The following is a 21,398-nucleotide window of genomic DNA, read 5'->3' as shown; positions in this document are numbered from 1 at the left end:
GCAGTGTCCATCGAAGGGACTCCGGTCATGACGCCCGCCCAGAACCCGGTGGCGGTGCCCTTCCGGCTCCGCCCGCAGCTCCGGGAGCAGGCGTCGGAGACGGCCCGCCGGTACGGCGTGGGCGAACGCGCCGTCCTGCTCGCGGCCCTGCTCGCCACCCGCTTCCGGCACACCCGCCGCGAGCACGCCGAGATCAGGCTGTCGCCCGACGCGGAGCGGGCCGTCCCGCTGACCGTCGCCGGGGAGCTGACCTTCGCGGAGCTGCTCCGCGCGGCCGACAAGGGCCTCACCGACGGCCCCACGGCGGAGCCGGCCGACGACACGGCCTCCGGCGGGGCGGTCGAGCGGATGGTCCTCCAGTACGAGGAGGCTGCCGTACCGGTCCCGGGCGGCGACCACCTGCACTGCGTGGTCCGGGCCGTCGAGCCCGCGGTCGAAGGGGCCCTGGCCTGCGGGCGACTGCCCTCCGGCTGCACCGCCGAGGAGTGGACCGCCCGCTTCCTGACCCTGCTCGCGGACGCCGTCCGGCGCCCCGGGGCCCGCATCGACGAACTGGCGCTGCTGTCGCCGCAGCGGCAGGCCGCGCTGGCCGCCGAGGCCAACGCCACCTTCGAGGAGTACCGCGACCTGCGCACCCTGCACGGCGCGTTCGAGGAGACGGCTCGCCGCCACCCGGACGCCGTCGCGGTGGAGGCGGGCGGCCGGGCCACCACCTACGCCGAACTCGACGGCCGCGCCAACCTGCTCGCCCACACGCTGGCCGCCGCCGGCATCGGCGCCGAGAGCCTCGTCGCCGTCCGGGTCGAGCGCTCCGCCGACCTGGTCGTGGCCCTGCTCGCCGTCCTCAAGCGCGGCGCGGCGTTCGTCCCGCTGGTGCCGTCGCTGCCCGCCGAGCGGGTGGCCGTCATCACCGGTGACGCGCGGGTGGCCGCCGTCCTCGTGGACGGCTCCGGCACCGGCCCGCTCGACGGGCTCGGCGTGCCGCTGATCCCGGTCCCCGCCGAGGGCTCCGCCCCGGCCGCGCCCGAGGCGGAGGTGCCCCTCGACCAGGCGGCGTACGTCTACTACACCTCCGGCTCCACCGGCACCCCGAAGGGCGCCGTCCTCGACCACCGCTGCGCGGCGGGCCGTCTGGAGTGGCTGGGCCGCCGCTACGGCCTCCAGCCGGGCGACCGCGTGGTCCACAAGACGCCGCTCATCTTCGACGTGGCGATCTGGGAGATCTTCGGCCCGCTCGCCGCCGGCGCGACCATCCTCATGGCCGACCCGGGCGCCGAGTCCGACGTGGTGCACCTGAGCCGGCTGCTCTCCACCGAGCGCACCGTCTTCGCGCACTTCGTCCCGTCGATGCTCAACGCCTACCTCAACCTCGCCCCCGAGGTGGACTGCCCCGACCTGCGCTGGGTGCAGCTCTCCGGCGAGGCGGCCGGCACCCGTCTCCTCGAACGGTTCGCCGAGCGGTTCGACGCGGAGCTGCACAACCTCTACGGGCAGACCGAGACCTCCGAGGTGGCCGGCTGGGAGGGCCGTTCGTACGACGGCACCGGCGGGCTGCCCATCGGCCGCCGGCTCGGCATCTACCGCCTGTTCGTCCTGGACGAGGCGCTGCGTCCGGTGCCGCCCGGCGTCCCCGGCGAGCTGTGCGTCTCCGGCACCGGCGGCCTGGCCCGCGGCTACCTCGGCCGGGCCGGCCTGACCGCCGAGCGGTTCGTCCCGCACCCCTACCCGGTGGCGGACGGCGAACGGCTCTACCGCACCGGCGACCTGGTGACCGTCGACGCCGACGGCCTCGTCCAGTACCTCGGCCGCGTCGACAACCAGGTCAAGATCCGCGGCTGCCGGGTCGAGACCGGCGAGGTCGAGGCGGTGCTCGCCGGCCACGACGCCGTCCGCGAGTGCGCCGTCACCGTCTTCCGGGACGACTCTGACGACAACCAGCTCGCCGCGTACGTCGTCATCGGCGGCGACGGAACCGTCGAGGAACTGGCCGCCTTCGCCGAAGCGCGGCTGCCCGGCTTCATGCTCCCCGCCGTCTACGTCCGCCTCGACGCGCTCCCGCACACCCCGTCCGGCAAGCTGGACCGGCTGCGGCTGCCCGCGCGCTCCCTGGACGACCGGCAGGCCCGCGCCGGGGACGACGCGCCGCACACTCCCCTGGAGGAGCAGGTCGCGGAGCTGTGGCGGGAGGTGCTCGGCGTGGAACGGATCGGCCGTACCGACAACTTCTTCGCCGTCGGCGGCAATTCGCTGAAGTCGCTGCAGCTCCTCAACCGCGTCAACGCGACCTTCGGCGTGCAGGTCTCCGTACGCGACTTCTTCGCCCTGCCGACGGTCGAGGGCATCGCGGACGGCGTCGAACGGGCCCTGACCGAACTGGTCGCCGGGCTCTCCGACGAAGAGGCCGCTATGCTGCTCGGCACGCTCTGAGCGGCTCGCGAACGACGGGCGGCGGACAGAACGGCCGGGAGGGCTTGGTCTTGAGTGCACACGGGCCCGGGGTCCGGATCGAGGGCGCCACGGAGAACAACCTCCGCGACATCGACGTGACCCTGTCCGAGGGCGTCACCGCGGTCGTCGGCGCCTCCGGGTCCGGCAAGTCCTCCCTCGTCTTCGACACGCTCCACCGGGAGGCCAGGCACCGCTTCCTGGCCACCCTCGCGGGTGCCCCGGCCGCCGCCGCGGCCCGGGCGGCCCGCGTCCGCGCCGTCCACGGGCTGCGGCCGGCCGTCGCCGTCGGCCAGAACGTCCTCAACCGCAACCCCCGCTCCACCGTCGCCACCGCCGCCGGCGTCCACCCCTTCCTGCGGGTGCTCTTCGCCCGGTTCGCCGTGCTGCGCTGCCCGGGCTGCGCGGAGGTCACCGAGACGGTGACGGCCGAGGAACAGCTCTCCTTACTCCGGGCCACCGCCGCGTCGGGACCCGTCGAGGTGGTCGCCCCGCTCACGCGCGGCGCCCTCGGCACCCACACCCGCCTGCTGGCCGGGCTGCGCGAGCGGTACGGGCCCGGGGAGGTCACCGTCGACGGCCGGCCCTGGTCCGGCGACCCGCTCGACCCCGGCCGGCCCCACGACATCGCCGTCCGGGTCGGCTCGCTCACCGCCGCCGCCGACGCCCGGGCCGCCCGGCGGCTCCTGGACGAGGTGGCCGCGCTCGGCTGCGTCCAGGTCTCCTTCCGTACGGCGGCCGGGACGCGGACGCTGTCCCGCGCCCGGCTCTGCGCCTCCTGCGGGGCGCCGCTGCCCTCGGTCCGGCCGCAGGACTTCCGGGCCGGCGGTCCGCACACCGAGGCGTACGAACTGGCCGGCCTGACGCTGCCCGCCCTGCTCCGGCTCGATGCCGACCGGGCCCGGCAGGCGCTGGCCGGCGCCGCGCTCCCCGCCCACGCGGGCACCGCCCTGCGGCACGTCCTGCGCCGCCTCGACGCGCTCGTCTCCCTCGGCCTCGGCTACCTCGCCCTCGACCGCTCCTCGCCCACCCTCTCGCGCGGCGAGGCCCAGCGCCTGCGCATCGCCGTCCTCCTCGCCAACGACGTCGAGGACCTCCTGCACATCCTGGACGAACCCACCATCGGCCTCGGCGCCGCCCAGGTCGCCCGCCTGATGGACGAACTGTGCAGACTCCCCGGCCCGGTCGTCCTGGTGGAACACGACCGCACCGCCGTCGCCTCCTGCGACCACGTCGTGGAGATCGGCCCCGCCGCCGGCTCCGGCGGCGGCCGCGTCGTCTTCGAGGGCACTCCGGCCGACCTCTGGCGCGCGGACACGGTCTCGGGCCGCTGGTTCTCGGGCCGCGAACGCCTGACGGCGCCTCAGGCGGCGGGGACCGGCACCCGGTGGCTCACCGTCCGCGACGCCCGCCACCACAATCTCGCCGGGTTCGACTGCGCCTTCCCCGTCGGCGCCCTGACCGTCGTCACCGGGCCCTCCGGGGCCGGGAAGACCACGCTCGTACGGGACGTGCTCGTCGCCTCCCTGGAGGCGGGGGAGCCGCGCGGGTGCGCCGCCCTCGAAGGGGAGGCGATCGTCCCGCTCACCGTCGACCAGTCGCCGATCGGGGTCAACCCCCGCTCCAACCCGGCCACGTACACCGGGCTCGCGGACCGCGTGCGGGCCGTGCTCGCCGAAGCGACCGGGCTGGCCGCCGGCACGTTCTCGTTCAACCGCTCCGAGGGCGCCTGCCCCGCCTGTGCCGGTATGGGATCCGTCGAGGTCAAACTGCGCTTCCTGCCCTCGGAATGGGTGCTGTGCGAGGCGTGCGGAGGACGCCGGTTCAGCGCCGAGGCGCTCGCCGTGCGCGCCGAACTGCCCGACGGGAACGCCTACTCCGTGGACGAGATCCACGACCTCAGCGTGCGCGACGCCCTGCCGCTCTTCGGCCACGACGCCCGCGCCCGCCGCATCATCCAGGCCCTGCTCGACGTGGGCCTCGGCTACCTGCGGCTCGGGCAGCCCTCGCCCACCCTCTCCGGCGGCGAGGCCCAGCGCGTCAAGCTGGCCAAGCAGATCGCCGCCACCCGCCCCGCGCAGCTGGTCTACCTGGACGAGCCGACCACGGGACTCCACCCGGCCGACGTGCCCCGGCTCGCCGCCCTGCTGCGCCGTCTCACCGACCGCGGCTGCACGGTCGTCGTCGTGGAGCACAACCGCGACATCGCGGCGATGGCCGACTGGTCCGTCCGGATCGGCCCGGGCAGCGGCCCGGACGGCGGACGGCTGCTGCACGCGGGACCGCCCGAGCCGCCCGACGCGCCGCCGGTCCGCCCGCCGGCCGCCCCGGCCCGCCGCCCGCGCCCCGCCCGTACCGCCGTGGAGATCAGGGGCGCCCGCGCCAACAACCTCCGTGACGTCTCGGTCGACATCCCCAAGGGCGCGATGACCGCCGTCGTCGGCGTCTCCGGTTCCGGCAAGTCGTCCCTCGTCCGCGACGTCCTCGAAGCGGAGGCCACGCGCAGGCTGCTGGAGTCCCTCTCGCTCTACGAGCGCCAGTCGGTGCGGGAGGGCCCGGAGGCCGGGGCCGCCTCCCTCACCGGGCTCGGCCCCACCCTCGCCGTCGGCGCCGACGGGCGGGCGCCCGGCCTGCGCAGCACCGTCGGCTCCACCACCGACCTCAGCCCGCACCTCGGCGTGCTCCTCGCCTACGCGGGCGTCCGCCGCTGTCCCGACTGCGGCGGTGAGCAACGGCGTTCGAGTCACCGGCCGGCCAGCCCCTGGACCTGCGCGGACTGCGGGCACCCCGGCCCGCCGGCCGAACCACCGGACTTCTCGCCCCTGCGCTACGAGGCGGCCTGCCTGCGCTGCCACGGCATGGGCACCATGGCCGTGCCCCGCGTGGAGCGCCTGATCCACCGGCCCGAACGGGCGCTGTGCGACGGCGCGATGTACTCCCCGGGCTTCTATCCGCGCTCGTACCTCTCGAAGCCCGCCAACGGCGGTTACTGGATGCTCCTCGCCCTCGGCGAGCGGTACGGCTTCGACCCCGAGCGCACACCGTGGCGGGAGATGAGCCCGCGGGCCCAGGAGGCGTTCCTCTTCGGCCAGGAGGAGGTCACCCTCTCCTCCGAGGCCCGGGTCACCCCCTCGGCCACGGTCGTCTGGCGCGGCGTCTTCCGCATCATGGACGGCTGGGACGTCGGCGGCCTCTACACCGAGCGGGTGCCCTGCTCCTCCTGCGCGGGCGGCCGGCTGCGCCCGGAGTTCCTCGACCGGCGGGTGGCCGGGATGAACCGCTACGACCTGCACCACCAGCCGGTCGACGCCGTACGCGACGCGCTCGCCGGGCTGCGGCTCCCGGACGGCGCGCCGGGCTGGGCGGTCCGCTCGCACGCCGTCGTCCTGCGCCGCCTCGGCTTCCTCGGCCGCGTCGGCATCGGCCACCTCCACCTGGACCGGATGGCCAACACGCTCTCCGCCGGCGAACTCCAGCGGGTCCGGCTGACCGCCCTCCTCGGCGCCGAACTCACCGGCATGACCATCCTGCTGGACGAGCCCTCGCGCGGTCTGCACCCGCGTGAGGTCGACGTGCTCGGCGCGGTCCTGGAGGAGCTGCGCGACCACGGCAACACGGTGATCCTGGTCGACCACGACACGCGCCTGGTCGCCCGGGCCGACCACCGGATCGTGATGGGACCCGGGGCCGGCCGGCACGGCGGCACCGTCGTCGCGGCCGGCAGCGCGGACCGGGTGCGCGAGGACCCCATCGCGCGCCTCCTTCTGGAGCGCCCGCTGCCCGCACGCGCCGCCGGGCCGCGTCGCGAGCCCACCGGCTGGATGACCGTCCGCAAACCCGCCGAGAACAACCTCGACGGCCAGGACGTGCGCATCCCGCTCGGCGTGCTCACCGGGGTCTGCGGGGTCTCCGGCTCCGGCAAGTCGACGCTGGCCCTCGGCATCGTGGCCCGCGCGCTGGCCCCCAGGAGGCTGACCACCTCGGCCGCCGCGACACCCGTGGCGCCCGGAGCGCACGAGGGCATCGACGGCGCCCCGAAGCAGGTCCGGCACACCGACCAGAGCAGCGTCGGGATCACCTCGCCCGGCGCCTTCCTGAAGGTGCTCGGCCCGCTGCGCGAGGCGTACGCCGACTGTGCCCCGGCCCGGGAACGCGGCCTGGTCGCGGCCGACCTCCAGCCCCGCTGCGACGGCTGCAAGGGAAAGGGCAGCGTCGCCGAGGACATGGGCTTCATGCCGACCGTCCACCGGCCCTGCGACGCCTGCGGCGCGACCGGCTACCGTGCCGAGGCGCGCGAACTGTCCGTGCGCGGCCACAGCCTGCCCGAACTGGAGCGGCTGAGCATCGAGGAGGTGCTCGGGCTGTGGCCGGACGTGGAGGCGGTCGCCGCCCCGCTGCGCGGTGCCGTGGAGCTGGGCCTCGGCTACCTGACTCTCGGCCAGGGCCCCGGCACCCTCTCCGGCGGCGAGCGCCAGCGGCTCAAGCTGGTGCGCGAGATCACCGGCGCGCCCGGCCGGCCCGCCCTGCACATCCTGGACGAGCCCACCACCGGTCTCCACGACGCCGACGTGGAACTCCTGGTGGAGGCCCTCGACGGCCTGGTGGCCCGGGGGCACGGCGTCCTCGTCGTCGACCACGATCCCCGGCTCCTCGCCTGCTGCGACCGGCTGCTCGAACTGGGCCCCGGCGGCGGGCCGGAGGGCGGCGTGGTCGTCGCCCAGGGCACCCCCGAGGAAGTGGCCGCCGGGGACACGCCCACCGCCCCGTACCTGCGTGAGGTGCTGTCATGACCAAAGGCGCGTGGCCGCTGCTGTGCGACCCCTCCCCGGCGCTGCGCTGCCGCGTCCTGACCGAGCTGCTCGACGTGGCGGACGACGACCCGGAGCTGGCCGACCTGCTGCCGCGCCGCGCGGAGGACCCGGAGGCGCGCGCCTTGCTGGCGGAGGAGCCCGACGGGCTCCAGCCGCTGGCCCACCTCCTCGGCCGCCTCGGCCGGCTCGGCTTCGACCGGGGCCACCCCCGGGTGGCGGAGCTGGTCGAGCGGGTCTTCGCCCGGCAGAGCGCCGACGGCTCCTTCCCGTTGGCGGAGTTCCGCACCGACGACCGCTACACGATGATCCCGCTCCAGGTGTCCGTACCGCTGCGGGGCCTCGGCGCCGTCGGCGCCGCGACCGACCCCCGGGCCGAACGCGCCTACGAGTGGCTGCTCGCCCAGCGCGCCGAGGACGGCTCGTGGCCCACGGGCCTCGTCGCCGGCCAGCCCGGCAGCGTCCCCGGCTACCGCAGGCTGCCCGGCTCGCCCGGCTGCCGCGCCAACACCGAGGCCGCCCTCGCCGCCCTCGTCCACCACCCCGGGCGCGCCCGCTCCGAACCGGCCCGCCGCGCCGCCGACCTGCTGCTGCGCCGCGAGACCCGCGACGAATGGGCGCTGGGCACCGAGATCGCCCGGCTCCACGGCCGGGAGCGCGCCGCGGGCTTCATCTCCCTGCACTCCCGCTTCGACCTCGCCTTCGTCCTGGAGCTGGTCTCCCGTACGGGCGTCTCCGCGCGGGACCCCCGGGTCGCCGGCCTGACGGCCTTCCTGGAGGGGCTGCGCGGCCCGGCCGGACTCTGGGAGCACCCGGCCCATCCGGAACTGAGCCGCTGGCTCACCCTCGACCTCCTCGCCGCTCTGCGCCGCCTCGACGGCGGCGGGTGGAGCGGTGAGGGGCCGCGCCTGCGCTTCCGCGTCGGCGACGTTCCCGTGAAACACCACTGATTCCGCCGCCGGCGCCGTGGCGCCCCCTGTCCGCGCTGTTCGACTGAAAAGCTTGGCCAGTCGAATTCGACCGGGGATCGGATAGCTTCTTTCTCGTCTTCCAGAAGTGCTTCCGTTTCCTGTGTGGGGTGTGAACAGGTGAGTCAGCTCAGTGCCGGACAAGCCCAGCTTCTCGAAATGCTCCGCAATCGGAAAGCGGAAAAGGCCGAGGTCTCGATTCCGAAAGTGGAGCAGGGCGCCAGAGTTCCGCTGCTTCCCGCACAGGCTCGTATCTGGTACTTCACCAGGCGTTTCCCGCAGAGCACGGAATACAACCTCTTCGACGCCGTCACCCTCGCGAAGGCTCCCGACCGGGAGCGGCTGACCGCCGCCGTCCGGACGCTGACCGAGCGTCACGACGCGCTGCGGCTGCGGATCGTCGAGGTGGACGGCGAGCCCGTGCAGGAGGACTGCGGCGTCCCCGCGCCGCCGGTGCTCTGGCACGACCTGCGCGACCTCGGCCAGGAGGCCGCCGAGGCCCGTGCCGCCGCGATCGTCCAGGAGGCGGCGGCGCGTCCGCTGCGCACGGACGAGGCGCCGATGTTCCGGGTCCTCGCGCTGCTCCTGCCGGACGGCCGCGCCGTGCTCGCCCTCGGCTTCCACCACGTGATCATCGACCACTGGTCGGTCGGCCAGGTCATGGGCGAGCTGACCCGCCTGCTGGCCGGGCACGAGCTGCCGCCCGCCCACGGCATCGGCTACCTCGACTACGCCGCCGCCCAGGCCCGGAGCCTCGACCCGGCCCGCGAGGAACGCGAGCTGGCGTACTGGAAGGAGCGGCTCGGCGGCGAGCTGCCCGTGCTCGACCTGCCCAAGGACCGGCCCCGGCCGGCCACCGAGACGCGCGGCGGCGAGCTGGTCGGCTTCCACGTCGAGGCGCCGCTCGCCGACCGGGTGCGCCGCTTCGCCGCGGCCGAGAACACCTCGGTGTTCGTGGTCCTGCTCGCGGCCTACCAGACCTTCCTCTCCCGGCTCACCGGCCAGCAGGACGTCGTCGTCGGCTCGCCGCTCGCCGGCCGCGACGACGAGACCGCCGAGAAGATCGTCGGCTGCTTCGTCAAGCCGGTCGCGCTCCGCGGCGACCTGTCGGCGGCGCCCGCCTTCCGCACGCTGGTCCAGCAGACGCAGCGGACCGTGCTGGAGGCCCAGGACCACCAGATGGTGCCGTTCGAGCGGGTCGTCGCCGAGCTGGGCGTCGTCCGCACCCCCGGCGTCAACCCCGTCTTCCAGACCATCTTCGGCTTCCAGGACGGCGTCATGGTCGACGCCGAGGCCGGCGGCGGCTCCCTCGCGTCCCTCGACACCAAGTCGGCCCGCACCGACCTGTCGTTGTCCGTCACCGACGAGGGCGGGCGCCTGCGCGGCCTGCTGGAGTACTCCTGCGACCTGTTCCACCGCTCGACGGTCGAGCGGTTCGGGCAGATGTACCTCGACCTGCTCGACGCCCTCCTCGACGCACCCGGCACCAGTGTCGCCGACGCCCCGCTGCTCACCGAGGACGGCCGCCGCCACGTCCTGCACGGCCTCAACGCGTACGCGAAGCCGGACATCGCGTACCGGACGCTGGCCGAGCCGTTCGAGGAGCAGGTCCTGCGCACCCCCGACGCCGTCGCCCTCATCGGGGAGGAGGGCGAGGTCACCTACGCGGAGATGAACGCGCGCGCCAACCGCCTCGCCCACCACCTGCGCGACCGGGGCGTACGGCCCGGCGGCAAGGTCGCCGTCTGCATGGACCGCGGCTTCGCCATGGTGATCGCGCTGTACGCCGTCGCCAAGACCGGCGCCGCCTACGTGCCGATGGACCCCGAGCTGCCCGACGGCCGCATGGAGTTCATGCTCGCCGACACGGAACCCCAGCTGGTCCTCGCCGACGAACTCGGCGCCGGACAGCTCCCGGAGGGGCCCTGGCCCGTGCTGCGCCTCACCGGCGACGAGCGTCCCTGGGAGGAGTGCCCGAGCGACAACCTCACGGTGCCGACCCGGCCCGACGCGCTCGCCTTCCTGCTCTACACGTCCGGCTCGACCGGCCGCCCCAAGGCCGTGGCCTACCCCGTCGACGGCGCCCTCGCCAACATCTTCTGGCTCCAGCGGTACTACCCCTTCGGCCCCGGCGACGGCAACATCCTCAAGACCTCGTACGGCTTCGACGTCTCCACCTGGGAGCTGTACTGGCCGCTGTACTACGGCGCCCGCCTCGTCGTCGCCCGCCCCGGCGGCCACCGCGACCCCGAGCACCTGCTCGACCTGACCGAGCGGTACCAGGTCACCACCCTCTTCTTCGTCCCCACGATGATGGAGGTCTTCCTGGCGGCCGCCCCGCCCGGCAGCTGCCGCTCCCTGCGCCGGGTCGTCATCGGCGGCGAGGAGGTCAAGCCCCGGCTGCGCGACGCCTTCCACGCCCACTTCGACGCCGACCTCGTCAACTGCTGCGGCCCCACGGAGGCCGGCACCGTCGTGGAGGGCGTCATCCCCCGGGAGCCCGGCGTCCCGGTCCTGCCGCTCGGCCGGCCCTGCGACAACTTCCGCGTCTACATCCTCGGCCCCGACCTGGAGGTCCTCCCGGTCGGCGTCCCCGGCGAGATGTACATCGGCGGCGAGACCGGCCTCGCGCACGGCTACCACAACCGCCCCGCCCTGACCGCCGAACGGTTCCTGCCCGACCCCTTCGGCCCGGTCGGCCAGCGGATGTACCGCACCGGCGACCTGTGCCGCTACCGCGAGGACGGGGTGATCGAGCACCTGGGCCGCATCGACCGCCAGGTCAAGGTCAGGGGCCTGCGCATCGAGCTCTCCGAGATCGAGTCGGTCATCCGCGACCACCCCGACGTCCACGCCTGCGTCGCCCTGGCCCCCGGCGCCTTCGACGGCCGCATCGCCGCCTTCGTCGTGCCCGAGCCGGGCCACGAGCCCGTCCCGCGCGAACTGGAGCGGCATGCCCGCCACCACCTGCCGACGCACATGGTGCCCGCGGCCGTCGTCACCGTCGACCACATCCCGTACAACGTCAACGGAAAGATCGACGACAAGGCCCTGCTCGAACAGCTCGGCAGCGAGGCCGCCGGCGGCTCCACGGAGCTGGTCGGGCCCGAGGGCGAGACGGAGACCCGGCTCGCGGCCGTCTTCCGCGAGGTGCTCGGCATCGAGACGCTCAGCGTCACCGACGGCTTCTTCTCCCTCGGCGGCCACTCCCTGCTGGTCTTCAAGCTCATCGCCGCCTGCGGCCGGGAGCTGGGCGTCCGGCCCACCGTCGGCGACGTGTTCGCCGCGCCCTCCGTCCGCGAACTCGCCGTCCGCCTCGGCACGGCCCGCGAGGAGGGCCCCGGCGACGACGTGCTCGTCCCGCTCGTCCGCCCCCAGGGCCGGCCCGTCGTCCTCCTCGTGCACGGCGCCGGCGGCTCCGTCCTGCCCTTCCACGCGGTCGCCCGGGGCCTCGCCGGCCACTACGACGTGTACGGCCTCCAGGCCGCCGAGGACCCGCGCGGTGTCACGACCATCGAGGAGATGGCGGACCGGTACGTCGCCGCCGCCGACGCCGTACGCGGCACCCGCCCGGTCTTCCTCGCCGGCTGGTCCGTCGGCGGCTGCGTCGCCCTGGAGATGGCCCGGCGGTGGCAGGAGCGTGACGTGGAACTCGCCGGCGTCGCCCTGCTCGACTCCTGGCTGCCGCCCGCCGCCATCGGCGACCCGCCCGCCGCCGAGCAGGCCCGCGCCGCCTTCACGGCCATGGACCTGCTGAAGGGGGAGGGCGACGTGACGGCCCGGCCGGCCGGGCTCCCCGAGGAGGCCGGGCACATCCCCGCCCTCCTGGAGCGGCACCGCGCCGCCTTCCTCGCCTACGCGCCCGAGCCGTACAAGGGCGAGGTGCGTCTGCTGCGGGCGGCCGACCCGTACCCCGATCCCCGGATCGCCTTCCCCGCGATCCTGCGCGGAGAGGACCACGGATGGCGGGAACGGATCTCGGGGCTCTCCTTCCGTGAGATCCCCGGGAACCACTTCACCCTCGTCTCCGAGAAGAATTCGGCGGACCTCGCCGATGTCATCCACGAAATCGTCGACGAGACGCTCTCGTTCAGCGAAATCTAGGAATCTGGAGTAGTCGTGACTGATATCGAAATCAGCGCAGACGCGCGCGGCGCACTCGACGAGCGAGTCGATCTGGAGATCGCCGAGGCCGGACTCGGCCGCGCCGACAACCGCTTCTTCAGCTTCGCCCGGGGATTCGAAACGGAGGATTTCCGCGGCCCGCTCGCCGTCGCCCACCAGTGGCGCGCGATGACCAAGGCGTTCATGTTCACCACCCTGGCCGGACTCGGCGTGACAGCTCGCGCCCTGACCGCTCAGCAGTCCCCGTCCCGCGACGTCCTGGCCGCCTTCCAGACCATCTTCCGCGTCATCGGCGACGACCTGGACAACCTCGCCCCGGTCTTCGGCGCGGTCGCCCCCAAGGGGCCCGCCGGAGCCCACTACGTGTGGTGGGAGGACTCCATCATCACGCCGTTGTCGGAGCACGTCGACGAGGCCGGCCGGAAGTCCGCCGCCGAACTGCCCGAGGGCGTCGTGCGCCTCATCGAGAACATGGAGCGCTTCGCGGACTCGCCGCTCGGCGCCGCCGTCCAGCTGCGGGTCGTCGAGACGATCGCGCTGGACATCGCCGTCGCCTTCCGCCGCGTCTACGGCAAGCTGGAGGTGAACGGCGAGCGCCTCTTCCCCGAGACCGAGGACCTCGCCTGGATCGACTCGCACATCAAGGCCGAGACGATGCACGCCGCCCAGGTCAGCGACGACGAGACCGGCATGACCTTCCTCGTCACCACCAAGGCCGAGGCCCGCACCTTCGCCGAGATGACCGCCGAGTACTCCGCGAGCTGGGCCGGCGCGCTGAACGCCTTCGCCGACTCCCTCGGCCTGCCCCCCACCGTCGCCGCGACCCGGGCGGCCTGACATGCGCTCTCATCGCATCGCCGCGCTCACCCTCGACGAGGAGCGGCTCGCCGCCGACCTCGCCGTCTCCGAGGGGTTCGCCTACAACGACTCCTACGCCGACTTCGTCAGCACCGGCCTGCTGCGCAGCACCATGCTGTGGAACCGCAGCGGCAGCCTGGAGGAGGACTCCCTCGGCGACTACGAGGGCTCGGCGCGGCCCACCCCCCACGGCGAGGCGCTGACCTACGTCAGCGAACTCATCGGCCGGCTCTTCCACACCCGGTACCTCAAGTACGCGCGCTTCATGCGGCTCGCCGGCGGCAGCCTCTACGTGCCGCACCGCGACTTCCTGGAGCTGAAGGCCGACATGGTGCGGGTCCACCTCCCGCTCCAGACCGACGACAACGTCTACGCCTCCGAGGAGAACACCGTCTTCAGGATGCGCCGGGGCGAGCTGTGGTGCCTCGACGCCACCCGGACCCACTCCGTCGGCTCCTTCTCCGACCGCGACCGCGTCCACATCGTCTGCGACTTCACCGCCGACAGCCTCCGGCAGGTCCTCGCCTTCGACACCCCGGACGAGCCGGACATCCCGGCGGGCAACATCGCCGAGCGCCCGCCCCTCGACGACGCGGGCCGCAAGGCGCTGCTCGGCCTCGCCGACGTCGTCGACGAGCACAACTACCAGGAGATCCAGACCCTCCTGATCAAGCAGCACTTCACCACCGGCATATCCGGCGACGACGTCTTCGCACTGCTGAAGGAGATCGCGGCCGGCAGCGGCCGGGACGACCTGCTCGGCCGCGTCACCGCCCACGAGGAGTACTGCATGGTCAGCCGGTAGCCCGACGCGTCGCACACGCCAGGCCCTGGGACCGCACGACGGAAGGGGACCGCACTCCATGCGGTGGAACGGAATCTATCTCAACGCCTGCGGTGCGGTTCTCGGCCGCGGCGAGGAGACCTCGGTCGCGGTGGCCGAGGGACGGTACGACGCGGCGGAGGCGGAGGCCGACGGCTTCCTCTCCATCAGCGTGGCCGACGACGGCCCCGCCGTCGAACTCGCGGTCAAGGCCGCCGACCTCACCATGGGACGCGCCACCGTGGAGCCCGACGACATCGACCTCGTCGTCCACTCCAGCTGCCATCACCAGGGCCTCGACCACTTCGCCCCCGCCTCCTACGTCCAGGGCCGCACCATCGGCGGCCGGGCCGCCGCCGTGGAGGTCAAGCAGTACTCCAACGGCGGCCTGGCCGCCCTGGAGATCGCGGCGGCCTGTCTGACCACCCGGCCGAAGAAGTCCGCCGCCCTGCTCACCACCAGCGACGTGTTCGCCCTCCCCGCCTTCGACCGCTACCGGTCCGACAAGGGCGTGGTCTTCGGTGACGGCGGCACCGGGCTGGTGCTCTCCCGGCGGGGCGGCGTGGCCCGGCTGCTCTCCACCGCCGTCATCAGCGACGGCACCTACGGGGCCGTCTACCTCGGCAACAAGCCCTTCGAGGACGCACCGGCCGACGGCGACGGGCCGGTCGACCTCCGCGCCCGCCGCGACGAGTACCTCCTGGAGAACGGCGAACTCCTCCTGAAGATCGTCCAGTCGCTCACCGAACGCCAGCAGGAGAGCGTCTCCGTGGCGCTCGCCGACGCCGGGCTCAGCGCCGGCGACATCGACCGCTGGGTCCTCACCAACGTCGGCCGCACCCTGGACGACGTCGACTTCCGGGCCATGTTCGGCATCGAGGACGCCAGGACCACCTGGGAGTGGGGCCGCAGGGTCGGGCACATCGGCGCCGCCGACCAGATCGCCGGACTCACCCACCTGCTGGAGACCGGCCAGGTCGTCCCCGGCGACCGGGTGGCGCTCTGCGGCATCGGCATGGGCTTCACGTACGCCTGCGCCGTCGTCGAGATCCTCGAACAGCCCCGGTGGGAGGCCGCCGCGTCATGACCGGACCGCCGTACGCCCCGGCGTCCCTCCCCGGGGACGACCTTCTGGACCGGATCCGCGCCCTGCGCGACTCGCCCGCGGCCACCGACACGGGACTCGGGCACGAGCTCGGCGTCGTCACGGACCCCCTGCTGCTGCACGAGGCCGGCCGGCTGCTGGAGGGCGTCGCGGCGGCCCGGCTGACCCGCGCGCCGGCCACCCGCGTCAGCACCCTGCGGGTCGCCGTCGCCGCCACCTTCACCGCCGACGACGTCGTCCCCCTGCTGCGCGCGGCGCTGCTGGCCGGCGGTATCGACGCGGAGCTCCACCTGTGCCCCTACGACCAGCTCGGCGTCCAGCTCACCGACCCGGCCTCCGCCCTCGCCGAGTTCGCGCCCGAGGTGACGCTCTGCCTCCTGGACGCCGGGGCCCTGCTGCCGCGCGACTGGGACCCGTCCGCCCTGGACGGCGTCCGCGCCGCCGTGTGCGACCGCGTCGACGCCCACACGGCCGCCGCCGCCGGCTTCGCCGCCCGCACCGGCTCCGCCGTCCTCCTCCACACCGTGCCACTGCCCCGCCCCGACCGGCGGAGCGTCATCAGCTTCCGGGGCGGGGCGGCCCTCGGCCGGATCTGGCGCGAGGCGAACATCGCGCTCCTCGCCGCCGGCGAGACCCACGACGGGGTCTACACCGTCGACCTGGAGGCACTCCTCGCCGACGTGCCCGGCCCGGTCCGCGACGAACGGCAGTACCGGTTCGGCCGGCTGGCGTGGACACCGGCCGCGCAACTGGCCCACGCCCGTGAGGCCGCCGCCTTCTGCCGGGCCGTCGCGGGCCTCGGCCGCAAGGTCCTCGTCCTCGACCTCGACAACACGCTGTGGGGCGGCGTCCTCGGCGACGACGGCCCCGCCGGCATCGAACTCGGCACGGTCTACCCCGGCGACTGCTACACCGACCTCCAGCGCCGGGCCCTGGCCCTGCGGCGCCAGGGCGTGCTCCTCGCCGTGTGCAGCAAGAACGAACGCGCCCTCGTGGAGGAGACCCTGGCCGGCCACCCGGACATGGTGCTGCGTCCGGACGACTTCGTCGCCGTCGTCGCCGACTGGCAGCGCAAGGACCTGCACGTCGCCGCCCTCGCCGAGGAACTCGCCCTGGGGCTCGACGCGTTCGTCTTCGCCGACGACAGCCCCTTCGAGTGCGGCATGGTGGCCGGCTCCCTGCCCCAGGTCGACGTCGTGGCCCTGGACGGCGACCCGGCCTGCCACTCGGCCAGGCTCCTCGAACCCGCCCGCTTCGCCCAGCTCGGCGTCACCGCCACCGACGCCGAACGCACCGCGCTCTACCGTGGCCGGCGCGAACGCCACCGGCTGAGCACCACGCACGAGACGGCGGAGGAGTATCTGCGGGCCCTCGGCATCCACGTCACCGTCGGTCCCGCAGACGCGTACACCCTGCCCCGGCTCGTCCAGCTCGAACAGCGCACCAACCAGTTCAACATGACCGGCCGCGCCCACGGAGAGGCCCTCACCCGGCGGCTCGCCGGCGACCCCGGGCACCTCGTGCTCGCCGTCGAGGTCACCGACCGCTTCGGCGGCGAGGGCGTGGTCGGCGGTGTCTGGCTGGACCGGGGCCCGGACCGGTGGACCGTGCGCAACCTGGTCCTCAGCTGCCGGGTCCTCGCCCGGGGCGTCGAGCGGGCCGTCCTGCAGTACGTCGCCGACACCGCCCGTGCCGCCGGGGCCGCCGTCCTGGAGGCCCGGTTCCGTCCGACCGCCCGCAACGCGCCCGCCGCGACCCTCTACCCCTCCGCCGGCCTCACCCGCGCCGAAGGACCCGCCGGCGACGACGAGACCGTCCGCCACGAGGCCCGTCTCGACCGGCTCCCCACCCTGACCCCCGACTGGATCACCCTGGTCGCCAAGGAGGCCCCGGCCCATGTCTGACACGATGACCACCCTGCGACCCCTCGTCGCCCGCGTCTCCCACCACCCCGCCGAGTCCCTCGCCCCCGACACCCGCTTCACCGCCCTCGGCAGCTGGGGCAGCCTGGCGGCGATGCGCCTGCTGGCGGCCGTCGAGCAGACGTACGGCGTGCAGCTGGACCTGCGCGCGTACATGAAGCTGGAGACGGTCGGCGAGCTGGCGTCGGAGATCTCCACCCGCCTCTCCGGAGGGGCCGAGACCCATGCGGGGTGAGCCTGCGGGCCGGGCCGGCCCCCGCGCGGGCGGCCCGCCGTGATCCTCGGTGTCGACCACGTCGGCCTCGCCACCGCCGAGCCCGCCCGGGCCGGGGAGCAGCTCGCCGCGCTCGGGATGGTCCGCACGGACCACGGGCACGCCGATGCCTACGGAGTCGCCTGCGAGTTCTGGACTCTGCCCGGGGACCGGGCCGGTACCGCCGTCGAGCTGGTGTCGCCCACGCGCGCCGGGTCGGCGGTCGACGGGCGGCTCGCCGGGCAGGGACCGGGCCTGTACCACCTCGCCCTCGTCGTCGACGACCTCGCCGGCGAGACCGCCCGCCTGCGCCGAAGCGGCTTCCTCGCCCTGGACGCCGAGCCGTGCCGGGGCGCCCGCCCCGGTATGAGCGTCGCGTTCCTGTACCTGCCCGAGCCCGCCGAACTCCTGGTGGAGCTGGTCCACTACGCGCCGCCCGCCCCGCCCCGCCCCGCTGAAGCGGGGCGCGCACGTCCCGTTCCCGTACATCCGCCACCACCACATGGCCTTCACACCCTGGGGAGAACATGTCCTCCGACACGACCGCCGCCGCTCCCGCGAAGACCCGCGTCCAGCGCCGTCGTCACTACCTGATGTGCCGCCCCTCCCACTTCGAGGTGGTGTACGCCATCAACCCGTGGATGGACCCGGCCAAGCCGGTCGACACCCATCTCGCCGTCCTCCAGTGGGAGCGGCTGCGCGAGCTGTACCTGGAGCTCGGCCACACCGTCGACCTGATCGACCCGGTGCCCGGTCTGCCCGACATGGTGTACGCGGCGAACGGTGCCACGGTCGTGGACGGCCGGGTGCTCGGCGCCAGCTTCCGCAACGCCGAACGCCGCGCCGAGGGCCCCGCGTACCTGGAGTGGTTCCGGGCGAACGGCTTCACCGAGCGGCACGACCCGGCGTACGTCAACGAGGGCGAGGGCGACTTCCTCGTCACCGGCCGCTTCGTCCTGGCGGGCCACGGCTTCCGCAGCGACGCGCGCAGCCACCAGGAGGCGCAGTCCTTCTTCGGCCGTCCCGTCATCAGCCTCGAACTCGTCGACCCGCGCTACTACCACCTCGACACGGCGCTGGCCGTGCTCGACGGCGACGAGATCATGTACCACCCGGAGGCGTTCGCTCCCGGCAGCCGCAAGGTGCTGCGTTCGCTCTTCCCCGACGCCGTGGAGGTCTCGGCGGCGGACGCGGAGGTCTTCGGCCTGAACGCGGTCTCCGACGGCCTCAACGTCGTCCTCCCGGAGGCGGCCCGGCTCCTCGCCGGCCAACTGCGCGAACGCGGCTTCAACCCCATCGGCATGGACCTGTCCGAACTCCTCAAGGGCGGCGGCAGCGTGAAGTGCTGCACCCTCGAGATCCGGCACTGAGCACCCGTACCAGCCGTACCGACTCAGGAAGGTATTCCCCATGGACGTGATGACGGCGGTCATGACCCGGCGCAGCGAACAGACCCTGCACGGCCCGGCCCCGAGCGACGGGGAGTTCGCCTATCTGCTCCGCGGCGCGAGCACCGCGCCGGACCACGGGCGGCTGCGGCCCTGGCGCTGGGTGCTGCTGCGGGACGAGGACCGCGACGCCCTGGGACGCTGCCTGGCGGACGAGGCGGGCGGGGACGAGGTGACGGTGGAGCGGATGCGGGCCAAGCTGCGCCGGGCGCCGCTGGTCGCCGCGCTGGTCTTCTCGCCGCGCGAGGGCCGGATACCGGAGTGGGAGCAGCTGGCGGCCGCCACGTGCATGACGCACGCGCTGATGCTGCTGCTGCACTCGCGCGGTTACGGGAGCATCTGGCGCACCGGCGCGCTGGCGCGCAGCGCGACGGCGGCCGGACTGCTCTGCCTGGAGCCGGGGGAGCGACTGCTGGGCTCCCTGGACATCGGGACGCCCGACCCCACGGCGACGCGCCACCGCCGTCCGATGGAGGACGTATCGGGCCTGATCACGTCCTTCGCCGACCTGCGGTCCCGCAGCGCGGCGGGCCGGGTGCCGGCCGGGCACGCGGTGGCCTAGGACGATGGGGGCGCCCGCGCCGCTGGTCCCGCGTCCCGTCGGGGAGGGGTTCCCCGACGGGGGGCTCGATCCGCCGGAGGCGGGCGGCCCGCCGCAGCTGTGGGTGGTCCGGGCCGACGCCTACGCCGTCGGGCCGGACGCCGCCCGTCTGCTCGCCGGGGAGCAGACGGCGCGGCGGTCGCGGTTCGCGCACGCGACGGACCGGCACCGCTACACCGTGGCCCATGTGGTCCTGCGCCGGCTGCTCGGCGCGTACCTGGGGCAGGATCCGGCCGGGGTGGCGCTTGTCCGCCTGCCGTGCGAGCGCTGCGGGCGGCCCGGTGGCCGGCCGGCGCTGCGCGGGACGGACCTGCATTTCTCGCTCTCACACAGCGGTGAGCTGGCGCTGTACGCGTTCGCCCGCGCCCCGGTCGGGGTGGACGTGGAGGCGGCGCCGCCCCCCGGCACGGCCGGCGAACTGGCGGCGATGCTGCACCCCCGGGAGCGGGCGGAGCTGGCCGCGCTGCCGCCGGCGGAGCGCGGGGAGGCGTTCCTGCGGTGCTGGACGCGGAAGGAGGCGTGCCTGAAGGGATCGGGGGCGGGCCTGACGCACGGCATCGAGGAGCCGTGGGTGGGGGGCGGCCGGGTGCCGGGAGCGGTGGCGGGCTGGCGTCTCGCGGATGTGCGGACGCTCGCGGGATATCGCGCCGCGGTCGCCGTATCCGCACGCTGATGTCCCGTTAAGGGCCCCGATTTTTGGCGAGATCAGGAGGAACGTTTCTCTGGCGGAGCGATAAAATGCGCTTTCAGTTATGGTCTCACACCTGACCAGTTTCGGGGGCCGGTCGCGCTTCGACCCTGGGAGCTGTGAAAGGCATTTGACCATCCCAGGGGGAGGAGTGGCTGTTGCTGGAAGTGCTCGGTCTGGAGCCGGATGTCGAGGCAGTGTACCGATTGCTACTGGAACGGCCCGATATGGGAGTGCGGGACATCTCCGCGCACCTGGGCCTGCCGGAGAAATCCGTCCGCCACGCGCTGGACGACCTCGCCGACCTGCACCTTCTCCGCCCGGGAGAGAGCGACGAGCAGCACCTGACGGTGAGCCCCGAGGTCGGACTGAGCGTCCTGCTGAACCGCATCGAGCTGGAACTGGGCGCGAAACAGCGCAAGCTGGAGACGGCCCGTTCCTCGGTGGCCGCGCTGATCACACGGTACGGCCGGCAGCGGCACGCGCCGGAGATCATTCGGCAGCTCTTCGGCCTGGAAGCGGTGCGTCTGCGTCTCGAACAGCTCGCCGCGACCGCCCGCACGGAATGTCTCTCTTTCTTCCCCGGCGGGGCCCAGCGCCCCGATGTCATGGAATCGAGCAAACCGCTCGATCAAATGGCCCTGGAACGCGGTGTTTCCCTCCGCACGCTCTACCAGGACAGTTTCCGCAACGACCCCGGCACGCGGGAGTACGTCCACTGGCTCTCCACCCTGGGCGGCGAGACCCGCACCGTCCCCAGCCTTCCCATGCTGATGGTCCTCGTCGACCGTGAGATCGCCCTCGTCCCCCTCGACCCCGAGAACGTGCGCAAGGGCGCCCTGGAGATCCGCAGCCGCGGTGTCGTCGAGGCCCTCCACGTCCTCTTCACCCGTTTCTGGGACGCCGGCCTCCCCTGGTACGAACAGGACGGCCCCGACCCCACCGGCCTCTCCCGCCGTGAACGCGAACTGATGTACCTCCTGGCGAGCGGCCACACCGACGAGGCCATCAGCAAGAAACTCGGCGTCTCCCTCCGTACGGTCCGCCGCACCGTCTCCAACCTCATGGCCCGCCTGGAGGCCCGCAGCCGCTTCGAGGCCGGGGTCCTGGCCGCCCGCGCGGGCTGGCTGTCCTAGGGACTCTCGTTCGGATCATGCCGGGCTCGCGGGGACCGGCCTGATCCGAACGAAAGACCCTAGGAGTCACGGCGACGCGCGAGGGTCGCCGCCCCGAGGGCGGCGACCCGGGACCGGCGACGATGTGCGGCCGGAGCGGGCGGCCCAGCCCGTACCGGCCCCGGTACTCGGAGCCGTCCGCGAGCATCGCCCCGTACGGCCCGACCGAGGCGGCCACC

At 74.0% G+C, this 21,398-nt stretch carries 14 protein-coding genes; all 14 read left to right on the top strand.

Features of this window, described 5'->3' with window-relative positions; all coding sequences use genetic code 11:
- Positions 1 to 27: 27 nt before the first annotated feature.
- The 14 genes from AB0946_RS28990 to AB0946_RS28925 all read left to right on the top strand — a co-directional run bounded on the left by AB0946_RS28990 (position 28) and on the right by AB0946_RS28925 (position 21,180).
- Entirely contained in the window at positions 28 to 2,427 is a 2,400-nt protein-coding gene (locus AB0946_RS28990; protein ID WP_366763620.1) for a non-ribosomal peptide synthetase, read from the top strand.
- A 50-nt stretch (positions 2,428 to 2,477) separates the two neighbouring features.
- Complete coding sequence (locus AB0946_RS28985) at positions 2,478 to 7,235, top strand: hypothetical protein (protein WP_366763619.1); 4,758 nt, start codon at positions 2,478 to 2,480, stop codon at positions 7,233 to 7,235.
- Positions 7,232 to 8,203, top strand: a complete 972-nt coding sequence (locus AB0946_RS28980; protein ID WP_366763617.1) for a hypothetical protein — start codon at positions 7,232 to 7,234, stop codon at positions 8,201 to 8,203. Before AB0946_RS28985 ends, AB0946_RS28980 begins: the two co-directional genes overlap by 4 nt.
- A 225-nt stretch (positions 8,204 to 8,428) precedes the next feature.
- Entirely contained in the window at positions 8,429 to 12,325 is a 3,897-nt protein-coding gene (locus tag AB0946_RS28975; RefSeq protein ID WP_366763616.1) for an amino acid adenylation domain-containing protein, read from the top strand.
- Positions 12,326 to 12,340: 15 nt separating this feature from the next.
- Positions 12,341 to 13,183, top strand: a complete 843-nt coding sequence (locus AB0946_RS28970) for a DUF6202 family protein (RefSeq protein ID WP_366763615.1) — start codon at positions 12,341 to 12,343, stop codon at positions 13,181 to 13,183.
- 1 nt (position 13,184) lies between these two features.
- Positions 13,185 to 14,009 (top strand): aspartyl/asparaginyl beta-hydroxylase domain-containing protein, encoded by an 825-nt coding sequence (locus tag AB0946_RS28965; protein ID WP_366763614.1) that lies wholly within the window; start codon positions 13,185 to 13,187, stop codon positions 14,007 to 14,009.
- Positions 14,010 to 14,067: 58 nt separating this feature from the next.
- Positions 14,068 to 15,114 carry a ketoacyl-ACP synthase III family protein gene (locus AB0946_RS28960; RefSeq protein WP_366763613.1) on the top strand — a complete coding sequence of 349 codons (1,047 nt, stop codon included), beginning with the start codon at positions 14,068 to 14,070 and terminating at the stop codon, positions 15,112 to 15,114.
- On the top strand, positions 15,111 to 17,036 hold the full coding sequence (locus tag AB0946_RS28955) for an HAD-IIIC family phosphatase (RefSeq protein WP_366763612.1): 1,926 nt from the start codon (positions 15,111 to 15,113) through the stop codon (positions 17,034 to 17,036). Before AB0946_RS28960 ends, AB0946_RS28955 begins: the two co-directional genes overlap by 4 nt.
- Positions 17,029 to 17,289 (top strand): acyl carrier protein, encoded by a 261-nt coding sequence (locus AB0946_RS28950; protein ID WP_225808342.1) that lies wholly within the window; start codon positions 17,029 to 17,031, stop codon positions 17,287 to 17,289. Before AB0946_RS28955 ends, AB0946_RS28950 begins: the two co-directional genes overlap by 8 nt.
- A 39-nt stretch (positions 17,290 to 17,328) precedes the next feature.
- Positions 17,329 to 17,901: a VOC family protein gene (locus AB0946_RS28945; protein ID WP_366763611.1), complete on the top strand. Its 573-nt coding sequence runs from the start codon at positions 17,329 to 17,331 to the stop codon at positions 17,899 to 17,901.
- Positions 17,835 to 18,677: a dimethylargininase gene (ddaH, locus tag AB0946_RS28940; protein ID WP_366763610.1), complete on the top strand. Its 843-nt coding sequence runs from the start codon at positions 17,835 to 17,837 to the stop codon at positions 18,675 to 18,677. The genes AB0946_RS28945 and ddaH overlap by 67 nt, the downstream gene beginning before the upstream one ends.
- A gap of 40 nt (positions 18,678 to 18,717) precedes the next feature.
- Positions 18,718 to 19,317 (top strand): nitroreductase, encoded by a 600-nt coding sequence (locus AB0946_RS28935; protein ID WP_366763609.1) that lies wholly within the window; start codon positions 18,718 to 18,720, stop codon positions 19,315 to 19,317.
- A gap of 4 nt (positions 19,318 to 19,321) precedes the next feature.
- Positions 19,322 to 20,029 (top strand): 4'-phosphopantetheinyl transferase superfamily protein, encoded by a 708-nt coding sequence (locus tag AB0946_RS28930; protein WP_366763608.1) that lies wholly within the window; start codon positions 19,322 to 19,324, stop codon positions 20,027 to 20,029.
- Positions 20,030 to 20,271: 242 nt separating this feature from the next.
- Positions 20,272 to 21,180, top strand: coding sequence for a helix-turn-helix transcriptional regulator (locus AB0946_RS28925; RefSeq protein WP_366763607.1), 909 nt, complete (start codon positions 20,272 to 20,274; stop codon positions 21,178 to 21,180).
- The last annotated feature ends 218 nt before the right edge of the window (positions 21,181 to 21,398 follow it).

Origin of the sequence: Streptomyces sp. NPDC046870 (assembly GCF_040704595.1) — a bacterium.
GTDB classification, from domain to species: Bacteria; Actinomycetota; Actinomycetes; order Streptomycetales; family Streptomycetaceae; genus Streptomyces; species Streptomyces argyrophylli.
The sequence above is the reverse complement of the archived record's forward strand: the minus strand, read 5'-3'. Positions and strand labels throughout refer to the sequence as shown.

Coding starts and splice junctions, on each gene's coding strand:
- AB0946_RS28925 (WP_366763607.1), top strand. CDS start 20,272: ATGGGAGTGCGGGACATCTCCGCGCACCTGGGCCTGCCGGAGAAATCC.
- ddaH (WP_366763610.1), top strand. CDS start 17,835: ATGTCCTCCGACACGACCGCCGCCGCTCCCGCGAAGACCCGCGTCCAG.
- AB0946_RS28980 (WP_366763617.1), top strand. CDS start 7,232: ATGACCAAAGGCGCGTGGCCGCTGCTGTGCGACCCCTCCCCGGCGCTG.
- AB0946_RS28930 (WP_366763608.1), top strand. CDS start 19,322: ATGGGGGCGCCCGCGCCGCTGGTCCCGCGTCCCGTCGGGGAGGGGTTC.
- AB0946_RS28990 (WP_366763620.1), top strand. CDS start 28: ATGACGCCCGCCCAGAACCCGGTGGCGGTGCCCTTCCGGCTCCGCCCG.
- AB0946_RS28955 (WP_366763612.1), top strand. CDS start 15,111: ATGACCGGACCGCCGTACGCCCCGGCGTCCCTCCCCGGGGACGACCTT.
- AB0946_RS28960 (WP_366763613.1), top strand. CDS start 14,068: ATGCGGTGGAACGGAATCTATCTCAACGCCTGCGGTGCGGTTCTCGGC.
- AB0946_RS28965 (WP_366763614.1), top strand. CDS start 13,185: ATGCGCTCTCATCGCATCGCCGCGCTCACCCTCGACGAGGAGCGGCTC.
- AB0946_RS28950 (WP_225808342.1), top strand. CDS start 17,029: ATGTCTGACACGATGACCACCCTGCGACCCCTCGTCGCCCGCGTCTCC.
- AB0946_RS28935 (WP_366763609.1), top strand. CDS start 18,718: ATGGACGTGATGACGGCGGTCATGACCCGGCGCAGCGAACAGACCCTG.